This is a genomic window from Yoonia sp. (genome assembly GCF_017854565.1).
Taxonomy (GTDB): Bacteria; Pseudomonadota; Alphaproteobacteria; order Rhodobacterales; family Rhodobacteraceae; genus Yoonia.
In genome coordinates this window covers 24965-40971 of record NZ_JAFMHJ010000008.1, presented here as the reverse complement: position 1 = coordinate 40971, position 16007 = coordinate 24965, and the positions used below count along the sequence as shown (strand labels likewise).

15 protein-coding genes are annotated in these 16007 nt (G+C 59.4%); all 15 read right to left on the bottom strand.

Annotation, left to right across the window (positions count from 1 at the left end; translation table 11 throughout):
* Window positions 1–35: 35 nt before the first annotated feature.
* Window positions 36–482: a c-type cytochrome gene (locus tag QZ196_RS05315; RefSeq protein ID WP_296424662.1), complete on the bottom strand. Its 447-nt coding sequence runs from the start codon at window positions 480–482 to the stop codon at window positions 36–38.
* A gap of 114 nt (window positions 483–596) precedes the next feature.
* Window positions 597–1811 carry a 5-aminolevulinate synthase gene (gene hemA / locus QZ196_RS05310; protein WP_296424660.1) on the bottom strand — a complete coding sequence of 405 codons (1215 nt, stop codon included), beginning with the start codon at window positions 1809–1811 and terminating at the stop codon, window positions 597–599.
* A 3-nt stretch (window positions 1812–1814) separates the two neighbouring features.
* Window positions 1815–2600 carry a putative photosynthetic complex assembly protein PuhE gene (gene puhE / locus QZ196_RS05305; protein ID WP_296424658.1) on the bottom strand — a complete coding sequence of 262 codons (786 nt, stop codon included), beginning with the start codon at window positions 2598–2600 and terminating at the stop codon, window positions 1815–1817.
* Complete coding sequence (gene acsF, locus QZ196_RS05300) at window positions 2600–3718, bottom strand: magnesium-protoporphyrin IX monomethyl ester (oxidative) cyclase (protein WP_296424656.1); 1119 nt, start codon at window positions 3716–3718, stop codon at window positions 2600–2602. The genes puhE and acsF overlap by 1 nt, the downstream gene beginning before the upstream one ends.
* The gene (locus QZ196_RS05295; protein WP_296424655.1) at window positions 3715–4011 is read right to left on the bottom strand and encodes a hypothetical protein; all 297 of its coding nucleotides are present in this window, start codon (window positions 4009–4011) and stop codon (window positions 3715–3717) included. Before QZ196_RS05295 ends, acsF begins: the two co-directional genes overlap by 4 nt.
* Before the next feature lie 51 nt (window positions 4012–4062).
* A complete protein-coding gene (gene puhC, locus QZ196_RS05290; protein ID WP_296424652.1) occupies window positions 4063–4521 on the bottom strand; it encodes a photosynthetic complex assembly protein PuhC in 459 nt (152 codons plus the stop codon).
* Window positions 4522–4526: 5 nt separating this feature from the next.
* On the bottom strand, window positions 4527–5165 hold the full coding sequence (puhB, locus tag QZ196_RS05285) for a photosynthetic complex putative assembly protein PuhB (RefSeq protein WP_296424650.1): 639 nt from the start codon (window positions 5163–5165) through the stop codon (window positions 4527–4529).
* A 54-nt stretch (window positions 5166–5219) separates the two neighbouring features.
* Entirely contained in the window at window positions 5220–5987 is a 768-nt protein-coding gene (gene puhA / locus QZ196_RS05280) for a photosynthetic reaction center subunit H (protein WP_296424648.1), read from the bottom strand.
* A 19-nt stretch (window positions 5988–6006) separates the two neighbouring features.
* Window positions 6007–7437, bottom strand: a complete 1431-nt coding sequence (locus tag QZ196_RS05275) for a PucC family protein (protein WP_296424646.1) — start codon at window positions 7435–7437, stop codon at window positions 6007–6009.
* Window positions 7434–8126 (bottom strand): magnesium protoporphyrin IX methyltransferase, encoded by a 693-nt coding sequence (gene bchM / locus QZ196_RS05270; RefSeq protein WP_296424644.1) that lies wholly within the window; start codon window positions 8124–8126, stop codon window positions 7434–7436. Before bchM ends, QZ196_RS05275 begins: the two co-directional genes overlap by 4 nt.
* A gap of 67 nt (window positions 8127–8193) precedes the next feature.
* On the bottom strand, window positions 8194–9090 hold the full coding sequence (gene bchL, locus QZ196_RS05265) for a ferredoxin:protochlorophyllide reductase (ATP-dependent) iron-sulfur ATP-binding protein (RefSeq protein ID WP_296424641.1): 897 nt from the start codon (window positions 9088–9090) through the stop codon (window positions 8194–8196).
* 37 nt (window positions 9091–9127) lie between these two features.
* A complete protein-coding gene (locus QZ196_RS05260) occupies window positions 9128–12673 on the bottom strand; it encodes a magnesium chelatase subunit H (RefSeq protein WP_296424638.1) in 3546 nt (1181 codons plus the stop codon).
* Window positions 12663–14213, bottom strand: a complete 1551-nt coding sequence (gene bchB, locus QZ196_RS05255) for a ferredoxin:protochlorophyllide reductase (ATP-dependent) subunit B (RefSeq protein WP_296424636.1) — start codon at window positions 14211–14213, stop codon at window positions 12663–12665. The genes QZ196_RS05260 and bchB overlap by 11 nt, the downstream gene beginning before the upstream one ends.
* Window positions 14210–15493, bottom strand: coding sequence for a ferredoxin:protochlorophyllide reductase (ATP-dependent) subunit N (locus QZ196_RS05250; protein ID WP_296424634.1), 1284 nt, complete (start codon window positions 15491–15493; stop codon window positions 14210–14212). Before QZ196_RS05250 ends, bchB begins: the two co-directional genes overlap by 4 nt.
* On the bottom strand, window positions 15490–16002 hold the full coding sequence (gene bchF, locus QZ196_RS05245; protein ID WP_296424633.1) for a 2-vinyl bacteriochlorophyllide hydratase: 513 nt from the start codon (window positions 16000–16002) through the stop codon (window positions 15490–15492). Before bchF ends, QZ196_RS05250 begins: the two co-directional genes overlap by 4 nt.
* Window positions 16003–16007: the final 5 nt, after the last annotated feature.

Below are 16007 nucleotides of genomic sequence, written 5' to 3'. Positions count from 1 at the left end.
TCCTCTGACGGCCTTTTTGAAACTGTAATGCGGCCTTATTCGGCAGTGAATGTCGATAGAAAGGCATATAGGTCATAGGCCTGTGCCTCTTCACGTACCTGATAGGCCATCTTGCCACGTGCACGACGGTCTTCCAGCGTTTCGCGCAGCCAATCTGTTGGGTTCTGCACGTATTCGACGAATGATTCTTCTGTCCAAACGTCGCCACGTGCACCAACTTCAGCGATCGAATCGCCATAGCGGAACCCTTCGGCTGACGCGACGGGGCGACCGGCAAAGGCGAACAGGTTCGGCCCGGCGGTCTTGGCGTTGCGACCGGCAAGGATCTCGCCGGATGCATCCTGCACAACGTGGCAGGCGACGCATTGACGGTTAAATTGCTCTTCACCGGCGGCTGCATCGCCTTGGCTGGATGCGTGGCCGGCTGCAAATGCAGGCGCCGCAAGTACTGCAAACGCGGCTGCCATTGTAAAATTCTTCATGACCGTATTCCTTTTCGATCCTGGTTCTGTGACCGTATGCCCCGGTCTGCGTGCAATGTAATGCATGGGGCCGCTTGGTCCACCCCTGGGATGCAAAAGTTTGTGTGATCCCTCTCAAGCGACCGCATGTGCCAAGGCGCATTGCTTCCACAATACTCTTAACGCATTGATAAGATGTTCGATATCTTCGTCTGTGTGCAGGGGTGACGGGGTGAATCGCAACCGCTCTGTCCCCTTTGGAACCGTGGGATAGTTGATCGGCTGGACATAAATATCCCATTCGCGCATCAAATAATCGGCCAACATCCGGGTTTTCACCGGGTCTTTGATAAGAACCGGCACGATATGGCTTTCGTTTGCCATATGGGGGATTCCCTCGCGGTCCAGGGCGGCCCGAAGGCGGGCGACCTGACGGCGCTGTCCGGCCCGCTCCATTTCGGAGGTTTTGAGGTAGGCAATGGATGTCCGCGCCGCTGCCGCGACCGCCGGGGGCAGGGCCGTCGTAAAGATGAACCCCGATGCAAAGCTGCGGATGAAATCACACAGCGCGACCGATCCGGTGATATACCCGCCGACAACGCCAAACGCCTTGCCCAAGGTGCCTTCGATCAGGGTGATCCGGTCGGCCAGCCCCTCGCGTTCGCTCACGCCGCCGCCGCGTGGGCCGTACATGCCAACGGCGTGGACCTCATCAAGATAGGTCATCGCGCCATACTTCTCGGCGACTTCGACAATCTCGCGGATCGGGGCGATATCGCCGTCCATCGAATATACGCTTTCGAATGCGACGATCTTGGGAACGTCGCGCGGCAGGGCGCGCAGCTTCATCTCAAGATCATGTACGTCGTTGTGTTTCCAGATCACCTTGTCGGCGCGGCTGTGGCGGATGCCCTCAATCATGCTGGCATGGTTGCCCGCATCCGACAGGATCACGCAGTCTTTCAACCGGCTGCCCAGCGTCGAAAGCGCGGCCCAGTTCGACACATAGCCGCTGGTGAACAGCAACGCGGCTTCTTTCCCGTGCAGATCCGCCAGCTCGCGCTCCAGCAACAAATGGTCATGGTTGGTGCCGCTGATATTGCGTGTCCCGCCCGCGCCGGTGCCTGTCCGCTCAACCGCTTCGCACATTGCCGCGATGACCTGCGGATGCTGCCCCATTCCCAGATAATCATTGGAACACCAGACCGTGACATCGCGCACACCGTCTTCGGCATGATTGGCTGCACGCGGGAATTTGCCGGCCTTACGCTCCAGCTCGGCAAAATAGCGATAGTTGCCCTCGTCTTTCAGTACATCGAGCTGGTCATTGAAAAGTGTATCAAAATCCATGGCTTATCTTTCTTCTTTGGTCATCGTTTTGGGCGCGGGCAACATCCAACGCCATAGTTTCGCATCAGGCAGCGGCACCACCATCAGCCAGTGTTCCAAAAGGGCCAGCGCCGCCAATGCGGTCAACAGGGCAAAGCCCGCAATCGTTTCGTCCGATCCCGCCGACCACAGCCGCTCGGCGCAGACGGCCAGCAGCGCGGTCAACGCGGTAATCGCCGCCGGAAATGCCAGCGTGACCGGCCCCCGACGGAAATATGATTTCAGATGCGCCAGCCGCGCGGGCACAAATTCCGTATTGATGCGCGGCACGCCGTAAAACAGGTTCAGCTTTGCAAAAATACGGGCCAGAAACAGCACCAGATAGGTCGCCATCGCCATGCGGTTCGCCGCCCCATTTGAAACCGAAACCAAGCCCAGCAAGGCCACCGTCAACACCAATTCGTGATAGGCCACAGTGGCAAATGCCCGGAAAAACCTGTCCCGGCCTGACAATCCGGGCAAACATTCGTCGCGCATCGGCCCCGTTACGACGCCTGCCAGAAACGCCAGTTCGATCCAGCCCCAGATGGCCAGCGCGCCGAAAAATCCCAGATAAACCCCAAGCACACTGGCATTCGCCAAAGACGCCAGAACCGCCCCGCCACCCAATATCAGCAATGGCAGGCCCTTGATCACAGTCAGCCGGTGGGTGCCTGCCCGATCTGCCCGGCGCACCGCCAGCAAAATCGCCCCGGTGGAAAACCACCAGACGAAAATTGCCAACAGCGATGCGATCCAAGGCGAAGTCATCAGTATGCGGGCTCCAGCCGGGGGTTTTGCGGGACGGCGTTCTTTTCCGCCGGAATGGTCAGCAGCGACACAAAGGCAAAACCAGCCTTCGCCGACCCCGCCATGCGTTTCAGCCAGCCGCCAACGCCGCCTTGCTTGCGGCCCAGCGCAATCTGCACATTGGCGTCCTGCATCCGGTTCAGCGTCGGAATCCAGCGTGGATGATCAATGTCCAGCGTCATCGGGAACACCTGTTTGGTGATCTGGGATGTCTTGCGGAACACCTCTTGGCCATACCACGCCGGATCGACGCCCAGTGCCTTGTGAAATTCTGGCCGCTGATGGTCGCGCACCCACATCGTGGAAAACACCGCCGTCAGAAAGAACTTGATCCACATCTTGTTCATCCGGCTTTGTGTCAGCTTTGGATCGGTTTTCAGCAGCAGGGCAAAGGCCTCGCCATGGGAAAACTCATCGTTGCACCATTCGCGGAACCATTTGAAAATCGGGTGAAACCGCTTTTCGGGGTGCGCTTCAAGGTGGCGGTAAATCGTGATGTAACGGGCATACCCGATCTTTTCCGACAGGTAAGTCGCGTAATAGATGAATTTAGGCCGGAAATAGGTGTATTTCTTGGCTTGCGTCAAAAAGCCAAGGTTCACCGCAATCCCGGCTTCGCGCAGGGCATCATTGATAAACCCGGCGTGCCGCGCCTCGTCACGGGCCATCAGCTGAAACAGGGTCGTGATATCTTCGTTCGACCCGCGCCGCTTCATCTCTTTATACAGCACGCAGCCCGAAAATTCCGCCGTACAGCTTGAGATCAGAAAGTCGATGAACTCGGCCTTCAGCTTTGGCTCCATCCGGTCCCAATCGACGTGATCCCAGTCTTCGTTCTTCTTAAAGTGGCCCTTGTTGGGGTCGGCCTTCATGGCCGCAATCAGCTTGTCCCATTCGGCACGCACCGGGGTCACATCAATCGCGTCCATTTCTTCAAAATCAGTGGTATAGAACCGTGGCGTCAGCAGGGTGTTCTGCATCGCAACGGCGGTCGCGGCTTCGTTGGTCAGCGGCGGCAGCGCCTCTTGCGCGGCGATCGCTTCTTCTGCGGTCGTGGCTTCGGATGAGTGCATGTTCATGACATCACCTCTTCGCTGAATGAAAATTCGCACAGTTCCATGAATTCGAAATCGCCCGTCGCGCGGGTCCATAGCTGTTCCAGCTTTGATGCGCGCGTGATCGTCGCCATGCGCTTTTCTTCGATCAATTCACCAAAGGCGGCCATAATTTCGGGGCCCTGCACCTGCACCGTATCGCCGGGATAGATCACTGCGCCGTTGTCCAACCGGACATGTGCCGACAGTTCCTCAAACCGATGGGAAATCGTCACCGTGCAAGGTGCGGTTTCCTGCGTTCTTAAAAATAGTCCCATGTGAGTTCCCTTTCACATCTCTGGCATACGGGTGGCTGACCCAATGCGGTTTCAGTCCAGCAGCCGGGCAAAGGCTGCCACGTTATCAACACCATAGCCAATCAGCTCGACTGACATGCCGGTGGTTTCATCGACAATCGCGATATGGCCGTTTTCGCGGCGCAAGACGGTTACGGGTTCGTCTGATGTCACGCCGCGTAGCTGGCGCTCTCGGTCAAAGGTTCGCCCGATAACACCAATAAATCCGGCCTTGTTTTCGCTTGAAAGGGCCAGTTGGTTCCCGGCCAGATCATGGACCTGATAAATCCCTGCGCGGTCCCCCGTCATGACAATCTGCAGCGACGCCGCAATCGGTGCCTCGACCAGAACACCCAAATGCGGGCGGTCGGTGAATGTTGCAAAGGCAACCAGCGCGGTCGTGGCGAACATCAGGCCGAACATGCCCTGAACAAGCGCCCTTGGGACCATATCGCGGTCACGGTGGCGGATCGGTGTCTGCACGTCGGACATATCGGTTACTCCGCAGCTATGGCATTGCTGCCGTGTTCCGTGATGCGTTCTACACGGGGTTCGGATATCCGCGTTTCAGCGGCTTGAGCAAAAATGCGCGCGACCGTCGTGGCGTCGGGAATACAGCGCAGCGCGGGCTGCGTCCGCGACATGTACCAAGGGCGCACATGCGGCCAGGTCATCAGATACGACACCCGCGTGTCCCCGATCAGCTCGAACGCCAGCGTGCCGTTGCCCGATGGCTTCAGGTCCAGCTTGGCGGTGCCAATCCATGTGTACGGCAGGTTCAGCGTCATGGTCAGCGCGGCACCAATACGCATCGCGACCCGCTTGTTGGTCAATGTGTAAACGGTGGACCGCGCCTGCACATAGGCGATGCCATAAAGGATGCCGCACGCGATCAGCCCCGCAACCACGAACGGCAGCCCATGCATCAGCGACACGCCCAGCGAAAAGTCAGCCGACGAAACCTCGACCCGCCACACAGCAAGCAGTCCGAAATACCCAGCCACCCAGCGCAGGTTCAGCGCCTCGCGGGCCAGATGTCGCGGCGCGGGCGACCCCTGCCAAAGAATATGCTCATCGGCGGGTAACTGCTCTGGCAGGCCGCGGATGGGTTCGAATTTGAAATCGTCGTGGCTCATGACAGGTCCCCTTTGGTGTCTGGTGGCCCCGGTGGCGAACCGGGGCCACGGTGCTTAGGCGTTCATCGCATTTGGATCAGCATAAAGCGTGCCGCCGGCGACGTAGGCGCAGATCTTGTCTTCTTCCAGCAGCGTGACCTCATCGGCCTTGCGGATGGTTGGCAGCCCCTCCCAGTTATGGGCGTGCAGGGCGCGGACCGTCACACGGTCACTGTCGATCCTGGCCATCGTCATCGGGATCAGCCGGGTCTTGCCGCTGCCTTCGGGGTTCAGATCGACGGTCAGATACCGGACCATCGATTCCGGCACATCGACCCACATGTCGGTGATCCGCCCCACGACCTCTCCGTCGCCACCGACAACCGGCTTGCCGCGCGGGTCACGCCCGGCTGACACATGAAAGTCGGGCAGCAGCGACAGCGGCTTGATCTTGGCATGGCCATGCGCATCCAGTTCGGCGACATCGCGGCGCGGGGCCCAGCTTGCCGGGCCGACACCGTCCAGCATTGGATCACCCGTAGGCACATAGGGCGATCCGGCAGCAACCGATGACTGCGCCAAGGCCAGATCTTCGCGGTCGCCCCGCTGGCCACTTGGCACCGTCAACGCGCCCCGGCCATCGCGCAGATGAAACGTCTTGTCGGCAGGCACCGGGAACGGCCCTTGGTTCGGGGCGGCGTTGCCCACCTCATCCTCAAGCGGATAGCCCTCGCGCATGTTCTCGGTCTGAAGATAGTAGATCAGGCCCGCGAAAAAGATCCAGAACATCCAGATCGCAGCACTCGCCAAATCAAAGTTTCCAAAGAATGTATTTCCAACCATAGCGGTATCCTTTCGGTGGTCAGGTCGGGAAATCTGCCAATCCCAGCTTGGCAGAGCCCCCGCTTGTCATGGCCCGGACGCGCACCAGCGGCCCAAGCACAATAAGGGTAATGAAAAGAAGGCCAATTTCAGTGTGATAAACGACCGAATAGCCGGTGGCAGGCGTGGCGAGCGCCTCTCCCAAGGTACCGCTCCCGGCGGCATGGTTCACAAGGTCACGGATCGTGCCCCCGATAAAGATCGAAAGACCGGCGCCGGTGGCCTGCGCGGCCCCCCACGCACCAAGCGCGAGACCGCGCCCGGCATTGCCCATCGTCGGCATGGTCATCGCGGCGGTCAGCGTGGACACGCCAAACAGTCCGCCCCCAAATCCGATCAGGATCGCCCCCAGATAGAACAAGGCCGGCGACCCGATTGGTGCCGCGAAAATCACCGCGCAAAACGCGGCAACCCCGGCCAGAATGCCGCGTGCGGCCATCCGGTACGGATCAACATTTTGCCCCAGCCAGCGGGCGGCCATGGCAAACCCCACCAATGCACCGGCGGCCCACATCGCCGTCAAAAGGGTCGTCGTCGACACGGACAGGCCCAGAATTTCGCCGCCATATGGCTCCAGCAACACATCTTGCATATTGAACGCCATCGTTCCGATGAACACGACCGCAAGCAGACGGCCCGCATCTCCACCGCGCGCCAGATCGGTCCAGGCATCGCGGAACGTCGGGGCCGCTTCGGCGCGCTGGGCCTTGGTCATCGGGCTGACCCTTTCCTGCTTCCACAGGGCGGTCAGGTTCAGCAAAAGCGTGATCACAGCGGTGCCCTGCACCACCTGCACCAGCCGCAGCGCAGAATAATCCCGCAGCAGGGCGCCAATGATAATCGCCGAAAACGCCATGCCGACCAGATGCATCACATATAGCAGGGCAACGACCTTTGGCCGGGTTTCCTCGGTCGCGCGATCAGCCGCCAGAGCAAGCCCCGCAGTCTGCGTCATATGCATCCCAATGCCGGTCAGCAGGAACGCCAGACCGGCACCCACATACCCGGCCCAATCCACATCCAGCGCCCGGTCGCCCGACAACACCAGCAGCGCCATCGGCATGATCGCCAAGCCGCCAAACTGCCACATTGTGCCGAACCAAAGATAGGGAATGCGCTTCCAGCCGATCGCGGATTTATAGTTGTCGGATTTAAACCCGACCAGCGCCCGGAACGGCGCGACCAGCACCGGAATGGCGATCATTGTCGCCACCAGCATCGCGGCAATGTTCAATTCCACGATCATCACCCGGTTCAGCGTGCCCAGCAACATCACCGATGCCATGCCCACCGAAACCTGAAACAGCGACAACCGTAACAATTGCCCCAGCGGCAGATCATCGCTGACCGCTTCGCCAAACGGCAGCAGATTGACCGATAGCTTTTTCAGGGCGGACGCTTTGAAAATCATCTGGACGCTCCCTCAAACACCAGTGCGCTTGAAAAATAGAAACCTGACTTGATCCGATCGACCTCGCGCAGGTTGCCTTTGACACCTGCGGTCCGCAGGGCATTGGCGACACCGGCGGTGGATTGCGGGATCATGACGGGGCTGCGGTCGGCCCGTGGAAACAGCTTGCCAATACGCCACATCGCCATCAGCGCGGGTGTCCGTGGCGGCAGGGTAAAGATGAATTTGCCATCGACCCGCATGACGGCACGGCCCAGCAGCGCGGCAATATCCGGCGCGCTGTAATAGATCAACGAATCCATCGCCAGCGCGTGGTCGAACCGACCACTGGTCGCCTCGAGCATGTCACCCGCGATCCATTCAATCGCACCGGGCATGCCGGTCGGCATCCGCTTTTGTGCGATATCGACCAAAGCAGGCGAGATATCGACCGCGACAACATCTGCCCCGCGCCGGGCCAGTTCCACCGCCATCGCCCCGGTGCCGCAACCCGCATCCAAAATCCGCGCGCCGCGCAGATCATCGGGCAGTTGGGCCAGCATCAGCGCCCGCATCCGGTCGCGACCCGCACGCACCGTGGCACGGATACCCGACACCGGCGCGTCTGACGTCAGCCGCTCCCAGACCTTGGTGGCGGAACGGTCAAAGTAGTGTTCGACCCGGTCACGTGTGGCGGCATAGTTGGTCATCCCAAACGGCCCCCACGCAGGGTAGGTGTACGTACGCGGTCCGTACGGGGTCTGTACGCGTTGTGCATCAGTCGAACCCCAGCAATTCAAAGATCTCACGATCAGGCAGCGGCGCCGGGGCCAGCGGCTCTGTCCCATTCCAAAGCGTCTCGGCCAGACGGATATATTCCTTGCGGACCTGCACGATTTCCTCGTCGTCGGGCATCTCGAAAAGTGTCTTCTTTTTCAAACGGCTACGGCGGATCGCGTCCAGATCAGGCATATGCGCGATGCGGTTGAAACCCACGGTTTTGCAGTAGCGGTCAACCTCATCCGTCTCGCGGCTGCGATTTGCCACGCAGCCCGCCAACCTGACCTTATAATTAGCTGATTTAGCTTGAACCGCAGCAATAATCCGGTTCATCGCATAGATACTGTCAAAGTCATTCGCGGTCACAATCAACGCCCGATCCGCGTGCTGTAGCGGGGCGGCAAAACCGCCGCAAACCACGTCGCCCAACACGTCGAAAATCACCACGTCGGTGTCTTCCAGCATGTGATGCTGTTTTAGCAATTTCACAGTCTGACCAACGACATAACCACCGCAACCCGTGCCAGCAGGGGGGCCGCCGGCCTCTACACACTTTACGCCGTTGAAGCCTTCAAAGACAAAGTCCTCGGGGCGCAATTCTTCGGAATGGAAATCCACTTCCTTGAGGATATCAATCACCGTCGGCACCAATGATCCGGTCAGCGTAAATGTGCTGTCATGCTTGGGATCGCAGCCAATCTGCAGCACCCGCTTGCCCAGCATCGAAAACGCCGCCGACAGGTTGGAGGACGTTGTCGATTTCCCGATTCCGCCCTTGCCGTAAACCGCAAAGACCTTGGCCCCCTCGATTTTAGAATCATCATCCTGATGGACCTGCACTGATCCTTCGCCATCCAAACCGCGCAGGTTCGGGATCTCGTCTCTGGGGCTCATGAGAGCCTCCTTCCTGTTGAATTCATTGTGGAAAATGTCATTCTGCTGCGATCCCCTCCATGCGATCCTCTAAGGTATCTGCGGCGTCTTGCAGGGCTGCCAATGTCGCGGTGTCCGGTGCCCAATAGGCGCGATCGGATGCCTCGAGCAGCCGGTTCGCCATCCGCATCGAGGCTTGCGGGTTCAATGCGGCCAGACGCTCGCGCATCTCTTGGTCCAGCACGAATGTCTCGGACAGGCGTTGATAAACCCAAGGCTCCACCTCGCCCGTCGTCGCGGACCAACCCATGGTATTGGTGATATGCGCTTCGATCTGGCGGACACCTTCGTGACCATGCGTCAGCAAACTTTCATAGAACTTGGGGTTCAGGCTGCGGCTGCGGGTTTCCAAGGCCACTTGATCTTGGAGGGTGCGCACCTTGGCGGCACCGCGTGTCTGGTCGCCAATGTAAACCGGCGCGCTGACGCCACCCTTGGCCCGCTTGACCGCCCGCGAAATCCCACCAAGCGTATCAAAATAATGGTCCACGGTTGTGACGCCCAACTCGACGGATTCTAAATTCTGATAGGCCAAATCAACGTCTTTCAGTGCCTTTTGCAGCAATACCGGGTTCTGCGATGCCTGACCGTTGACCCCATACGCAAACGACTTGCGCGCCTCATAGGCGTCGGCCAGTTCGTCTTCATCGCCAAAGGCCGAACTATCGACCAACTGATTGACGTTGGACCCATAAGCACCCTCGGCGTTCGAAAAGACACGCAGCGCCGCAGTTTCCAGATCGCAGCCCATCTCTTGGGCATAGGCCAGCGCGTGGGCGCGCACAAAGTTCCGTTCAAGCGGCTCGTCCGCCTGCGCGCATTTCAACGCGGCCTCGGCCAGCATCCGTGTCTGCAACGGCAGCAGATCGCGGAAGATGCCCGACAGCGTCATCACGACGTCAATCCGCGGGCGGCCCAGCGTGTCCAGTGGCACTAGGTCCGCACCGGACAAACGACCGAAATTATCAAACCGGGGCACAGCACCCATCAACGCCAGTGCCTGCCCGATCGGGCCGCCATCTGATTTTATGTTGTCCGACCCCCACAAGACCAGCGCCACGGTGCGCGGCAAACCCGGATGCGTCTCAAGCAAAAGATCGGCTTGCTTCTTGCCTTCAATAATCGCGAATGCAGTTGGCATGCGGAATGGATCAAAGGCATGAATATTGCGGCCTGTTGGCACAATTTGCGGCGACCGGATCAGGTCACCACCGGGCACGGGCGCGATATAGTTGGCCGATAGTGCACGCATCAACGCGGGCAGTTCGTGGTCCTTTTTAAGCAATTCTGCCGCGCGATCAACGGCTTCACCCTTTGGCATCAGGCGGATCATCTCGTTGCGGGCGGCATCCGACAACGGTTTGCCAACGATATGCAGCCCTTCGGTGATCAGCGACCCTTCGGTTTCCAGCAGAGTCAGCCACAGCTTGTCGATATCGCGGGCGTTCATATCAACTGCATTGGCCTGATCACGGATCAATTGTTCCAGATCGGCCCGCTGATTGTCATCCGTCGCCAGCGCGCGCCAGCGTGTCAGGCTATCCTTCAGGTCAGCCAGCCCTTTGTACAGGCCCGCTGTCGTCAAAGGGGGCGTCAGATGGGTAATGATGATTGCGTTCGAACGGCGCTTGGCCAGGGATGCCTCGGACGGATTATTGGCTGCATACAGATAAATGTTGGGCATTTCCCCAATCAACCGGTCAGGCCAGTCATGCGCCCCCAAGCCGGCCTGCTTGCCCGGCATGAATTCCAACGCGCCATGCATCCCAAAATGCAGGATTGCATCAGCCGAAAACGTGTTGCGCAGCCACAAGTAGAAGGTGACGAACGCATGGGTCGGGGCAAAGCCACGTTCGAACAACAGGCGCATCGGGTCGCCTTCATAGCCGAATGTGGGCTGTACGCCGACAAAGACATTGCCGAAATGATGGCCCAAGACAAAGACGCCACGTCCATCTGACTGCACCTTGCCGGGTGCGGGTCCCCAAACGGCCTCGATCGCCTTGAGCTGCGGCGTTGTCCGCACGATGGTGTCGGCATCGACGTGGGCGGCGACATTCGCCTCTTGCCCGTATTGTGCGGCGTTGCCTTTGAGGATGCAGGCGCGCAAATGATCGACGGATTCTGGAGCCTCAACGCAGTACCCTTCGGACTTCATCCGGGTCAGCGTGTTGAACAGGCTCTCAAAAACGCTCAGATATGCGGCGGTTCCAACGGCACCTGCGTTTGGTGGAAAGCCAAACAGGACCACGCCGACTTTTTTATCGGCATTGGCTTTGCGGCGCAGCGTGGCCAGCCGCAACGTCTTTTCGGTGAGGCTGGTGATCCGCTCAAAACAAGGGGCCATCGCCTTGTATTCGGTCAGGCCGGCGCAGGCATGTGCACAGCCGGTGCAGCCGTTCGCGCCGTGGCGGCCCGCAAAGACGGTCGGGTTGGTGGCGCCGTCAATCTCGGGCAGGGCCACCAGCATCGTCGTTTCAATCGGCCCAAGTCCCTGCGGGCTGTCGGCCCATTGGCCCAGCGTTTGAAACTCCAACGGTTGGGCCGCGATATAGGGGACATTCAACTTGGTCAAAAGCGCCACAGCCGCATCGCTGTCATTATATGCGGGGCCACCAACCAGCGAGAACCCGGTCAGCGATACCATCGCGTCGACCTTGCCCTGAAAGTACTGCGAGATTGCCGGGCTGCCATCCAGACCACCGGCAAAGGCAGGGACAACAGCCATGCCTTTTTGCTCAAACGACCTGATCACGGCGTCATAATGTGCCTTGTCGGACGCAAGGATATAGGACCGCAGCATCAACAGGCCAACGGTCGCGACAGCACCCGCAGGCCGCGGCAGATCGGCAGCATCGGTGCTGATGTGATGACCGGGCAGGTCGGGGTGGTAGACGCCCACCTCCGGGTATTCAATCGGGGGCTTTGCCTTGACGGGCGTCCATGTCTGGCCAACGGCATACCGCGAGACCAGCATCCGGATCATCTGTTCGATGTTTTCATCCGACCCGCCCAGCCAATATTGCATGGACAGGAACCAGTTGCGCAGGTCCTGACTTTTGCCGGGGATCAGGCGCAGAATCTTTGGCAGACGGCGCAGGGTCTTCATCTGGCTCTTGCCGGATTTGCCTTCTTTTGATTGTTGTGGCCGCAGCTTTTTCAGCAATGCCATGGCACCGCTTGCGGGCTTGGACATATCCAGGTCACCCATCTTGGTCAGCTTCACGATACTGCTGTCAGCGATGACGTTGATCATCGCATCGCACGCATCGCGGCGGGCCAGCAGATCAGGCATGATCGCGGCGGTGTGCTCTTCTAGGAACAACAGGTTTGCGACAACGATATTCGCCTGCGCGATCGACTGTTTCGCATCTGCCAATGCGGCAGGGTTTTCGCCCCATTCGGCGGCAGCATGAATCGAAATCTCAAGCCCGGGGAAATCAGCAACCAGCCGGTCACGCACCCGGCAGGCCGGACCTGCGGTGTGACTGTCCAGCGTGACAATCACAAAGCGGAACACATGCATGTCAACGTTATCGCGCATAATGGGCCTTTGCCTCATAAAGCGTATCGAGGCTGATCTGGCTAAGACCTTTCTCTGCCGCATAGGTTTCGGTGTTTCTTCGCGCCTTCCCACGTACGAAGAACGGAATTTTCTTTAATTCTTTTTCGGCATCCGACAGCCACACGACATTGTCCAAAGCGGGCGCAACGTCCCACTTCTTTTGAGTGGAAATATCCCCGCCGGAGGCGCCCAAATTGCTGGAAATTTGGGCATGGCCACCATGATGGCTCGGGCCTGCTGCATCGTGGAATTCGAAATCATCGCGGAACATCGTCAGCAAATGTTCCTCCAAGCCCATCACAAGCGGATGGATCAGCGTGTCGAAAATAACATTCGCGCCTTCAAACCCTACCTGAGGCGAGTACCGCGCGGGATAGTCCTGTACATGCACAGGGGCCGAAATCACGGCACAGGGTATACCCAGCCGCTTGCCAATATGGCGTTCCATCTGCGTGCCAAGGATCATCTCGGGTGCTAGGGTTTCAATCGCCTGCTCAACCTCAAGATAGTCATCCGTGATCAGCGCCTCGACACCATAGTCCTTGGCCAACGCCCGGATCGGGCGCGCCATTTCGCGGTTGTAACAGCCCATGCCGACCACTTCGAAACCCATTTCATCGCGGGCGATGCGGGCGTGTGCGGCGACATGCGTGCCATCGCCAAAGATGAACACGCGCTTGCCGGTCAAATATGTGCTGTCCACCGACCGCGACCACCACGGCATCCGCAGGCGGCTTTCGTCGATCAACACGGGCTTGCCGATGATGCTGCCCACTTCTGCGATGAAATCGCGGGTGGCGCCGACGCCGATTGGCACGATCCTTGTAAAGGGCTGGTCGTGGTTCTTTTCCAGCCAGCGCGCCGCAGCCTCGCCCGTTTCCGGTGACAGCAGCACGTTGAAATGCGCAGCCGGTAGTTGGGCGATATCAGCGGGCGTCGCACCCAACGGGGCGACCACATTCACATTCACACCAAGGTCCGACAACAGGCCGGTGATTTCTTCCACATCGTCACGATGGCGAAAGCCAAGCGCGGTTGGACCCAGAATGTTGCACGTCACACGGCTGGTGCGGTCCTGCGGTTTCGCCAGATGTTTGACGATCTGATAGAACGTCTCATCCGCGCCAAAGTTTTCCTTGCGCTGATAGCTGGGTAATTCCAATGGGATCACAGGGATAGACAGGCCCATGGTTTCAGCCAGACCGGCCGGATCGTCCTGAATCAGCTCGGCTGTGCATGACGCACCGACGATGATGGCCTGCGGGTTAAAGCGGTCTACCGCGTTCTGACACGATGTCTTGAAGAGTGTCGCGGTATCCGACCCCAGATCGCGGGCCTGAAAGGTTGTGTAGGTTACCGGCGGGCGCTTGCTGCGCCGCTCGATCATCGTGAACAGCAGGTCCGCATATGTGTCGCCCTGCGGGGCGTGCAGGACGTAGTGCAGACCCTTCATCGCCGTCGCGACACGCATCGCGCCGACGTGCGGCGGGCCCTCGTATGTCCAGACCGTCAGCTTCATTCGGCTGCCTCCAGCCGCAGCACCGACTTGCGGCGTAGCGGGCGCGAAAACAGACCGGCCAGATCGCCCGCCTGTTCGTAGAAATGCACAGGGGTAAAGACCAGTTCGATCGCCCATTTGGTGGACAGCCCTTCGGCCTCCAATGGATTAGCCAGTCCCAGCCCGCAGACCGTCAGGTCGGGCCGTGCAGCACGGGCGCGGGCCAACTGCTTGTCCACATCCTGGCCTTCGGAAATTTGCGGGCCAGCGGGCAGCAGATCAAGGTCAGGACCATGCAATGCATCGTGAATATACGGGCTGCCAACCTCAATCGCGGTCATCCCACATTCGCGCGTCAGGAACCGGGCAAGCGGGATTTCCAGCTGGCTATCAGGAAAGAAAAACACCGACTTGCCGCGCAGCACTTCGGACGCCTGCGCAATCGCCTTGCGGGCGCGGGCGCGGGGGGCGGCGGTCACCTCGTCAAACTTTGCCTCAGACACGCCGAACGCAGTCGCGACAGCGCGCAGCCACGCGGTTGTGCCTTCTTCACCGAACGGGAAGGGTGCCGCGATATGGCGGGCACCGCGACGCCCCAGCGCGGCATGGGTGTCGCCAAGGAACGGCTGCGTCAGCGCAAAGACGGTATTGGCACCGACGGCGGTCGTGTCATCAATCCGGCGGGCTGGCAGCAGACGGATCGGTCCAATGCCCATCTGCGTCAACAGATCCACCATCTGATCCTCGACCACGTCCGGCAGCGCGCCGACCAGCAGCAATTCGCGGGCAGTGGTGTCTTTCAACACCGGCACCATCGACGCAAGACAGGCGTCTTCGCCTTGGGTAAATGTCGTTTCGATCCCGGAGCCGGAATAGTTCAACACGCGGACATGGGGCGCGTGAATTTGGCTCAGACGTTCGGCGGCGCGAGATAGATCAATCTTGATTACTTCGGACGGGCAGGACCCCACAAGGAACAATTGCCGGATATCCGGGCGGCGCGCCAACAGCCGGGCCACTTCGCGGTCCAGTTCGTGATGTGCGTCGGCCAAGCCCGCCAAATCCGTTTCTTCAAGAATCGCCGTCCCGAATCGTGGCTCTGCAAAGATCATCACGCCGGCGGCAGACTGCAGCAGGTGCGCGCAGGTCCGTGAACCAACAACAAGAAAGAACGCGTCCTGCATTTTGCGATGCAGCCAGATGATTCCGGTGAGGCCGCAAAACACCTCGCGTTGGCCGCGTTCCTTTAGAACCGGGGCCGTGCGGCAACCGCCATTTGCGGGGGGCATCGGGGCGTTCATGCGCGGGCCTCTGCATCAAGGCGCGCCATGCGCAGTTTCCACAGGAATTGCCCCGCGTTAATGACGTAGGCCGCATAGGCGGCAAGCGCCAGATACATCATGCTTTGCGCTGGCAACTGACCAGTGAAAAGCGCGATCATATACCAAGTATGCAAGGCGATAACGACGAAACTGAACACGTCTTCCCAAAAGAAGGCGGGGGCAAAGAGATACTGCCCAAATACAATTTTTTCCCAGATGGCACCGGTGACCATGATCAACATCAGCACGGCGGTTTTGATCACGATTGATATGGTCGCGGCCTCGTACCCGGCCCCCGTCAGAAGGTATCTGACGACGAGGGTCAGGGAGACCAAAAAGACAAGAAACTGAATTGGGGCAAGGATACCCTGAACAAGGGTCCATTTCGTGCCGTCACGACGCGCCCGTTCCGCATCCGTGTAAAGCCGCTTGGCGCGCGCGCGACCGCGTATTTGCGGCATTGCTGTATCAGTGCTTGTGACAGACATGAAAA

Excerpts from the sequence above, each read along its gene's own strand:
- QZ196_RS05315 (WP_296424662.1), bottom strand. The coding sequence starts at position 482 with ATGAAGAATTTTACAATGGCAGCCGCGTTTGCAGTACTTGCGGCGCCT.
- hemA (WP_296424660.1), bottom strand. The coding sequence starts at position 1,811 with ATGGATTTTGATACACTTTTCAATGACCAGCTCGATGTACTGAAAGAC.
- puhE (WP_296424658.1), bottom strand. The coding sequence starts at position 2,600 with ATGACTTCGCCTTGGATCGCATCGCTGTTGGCAATTTTCGTCTGGTGG.
- acsF (WP_296424656.1), bottom strand. The coding sequence starts at position 3,718 with ATGAACATGCACTCATCCGAAGCCACGACCGCAGAAGAAGCGATCGCC.
- QZ196_RS05295 (WP_296424655.1), bottom strand. The coding sequence starts at position 4,011 with ATGGGACTATTTTTAAGAACGCAGGAAACCGCACCTTGCACGGTGACG.
- puhC (WP_296424652.1), bottom strand. The coding sequence starts at position 4,521 with ATGTCCGACGTGCAGACACCGATCCGCCACCGTGACCGCGATATGGTC.
- puhB (WP_296424650.1), bottom strand. The coding sequence starts at position 5,165 with ATGAGCCACGACGATTTCAAATTCGAACCCATCCGCGGCCTGCCAGAG.
- puhA (WP_296424648.1), bottom strand. The coding sequence starts at position 5,987 with ATGGTTGGAAATACATTCTTTGGAAACTTTGATTTGGCGAGTGCTGCG.
- QZ196_RS05275 (WP_296424646.1), bottom strand. The coding sequence starts at position 7,437 with ATGATTTTCAAAGCGTCCGCCCTGAAAAAGCTATCGGTCAATCTGCTG.
- bchM (WP_296424644.1), bottom strand. The coding sequence starts at position 8,126 with ATGACCAACTATGCCGCCACACGTGACCGGGTCGAACACTACTTTGAC.
- bchL (WP_296424641.1), bottom strand. The coding sequence starts at position 9,090 with ATGAGCCCCAGAGACGAGATCCCGAACCTGCGCGGTTTGGATGGCGAA.
- QZ196_RS05260 (WP_296424638.1), bottom strand. The coding sequence starts at position 12,673 with ATGCGCGATAACGTTGACATGCATGTGTTCCGCTTTGTGATTGTCACG.
- bchB (WP_296424636.1), bottom strand. The coding sequence starts at position 14,213 with ATGAAGCTGACGGTCTGGACATACGAGGGCCCGCCGCACGTCGGCGCG.
- QZ196_RS05250 (WP_296424634.1), bottom strand. The coding sequence starts at position 15,493 with ATGAACGCCCCGATGCCCCCCGCAAATGGCGGTTGCCGCACGGCCCCG.
- bchF (WP_296424633.1), bottom strand. The coding sequence starts at position 16,002 with ATGTCTGTCACAAGCACTGATACAGCAATGCCGCAAATACGCGGTCGC.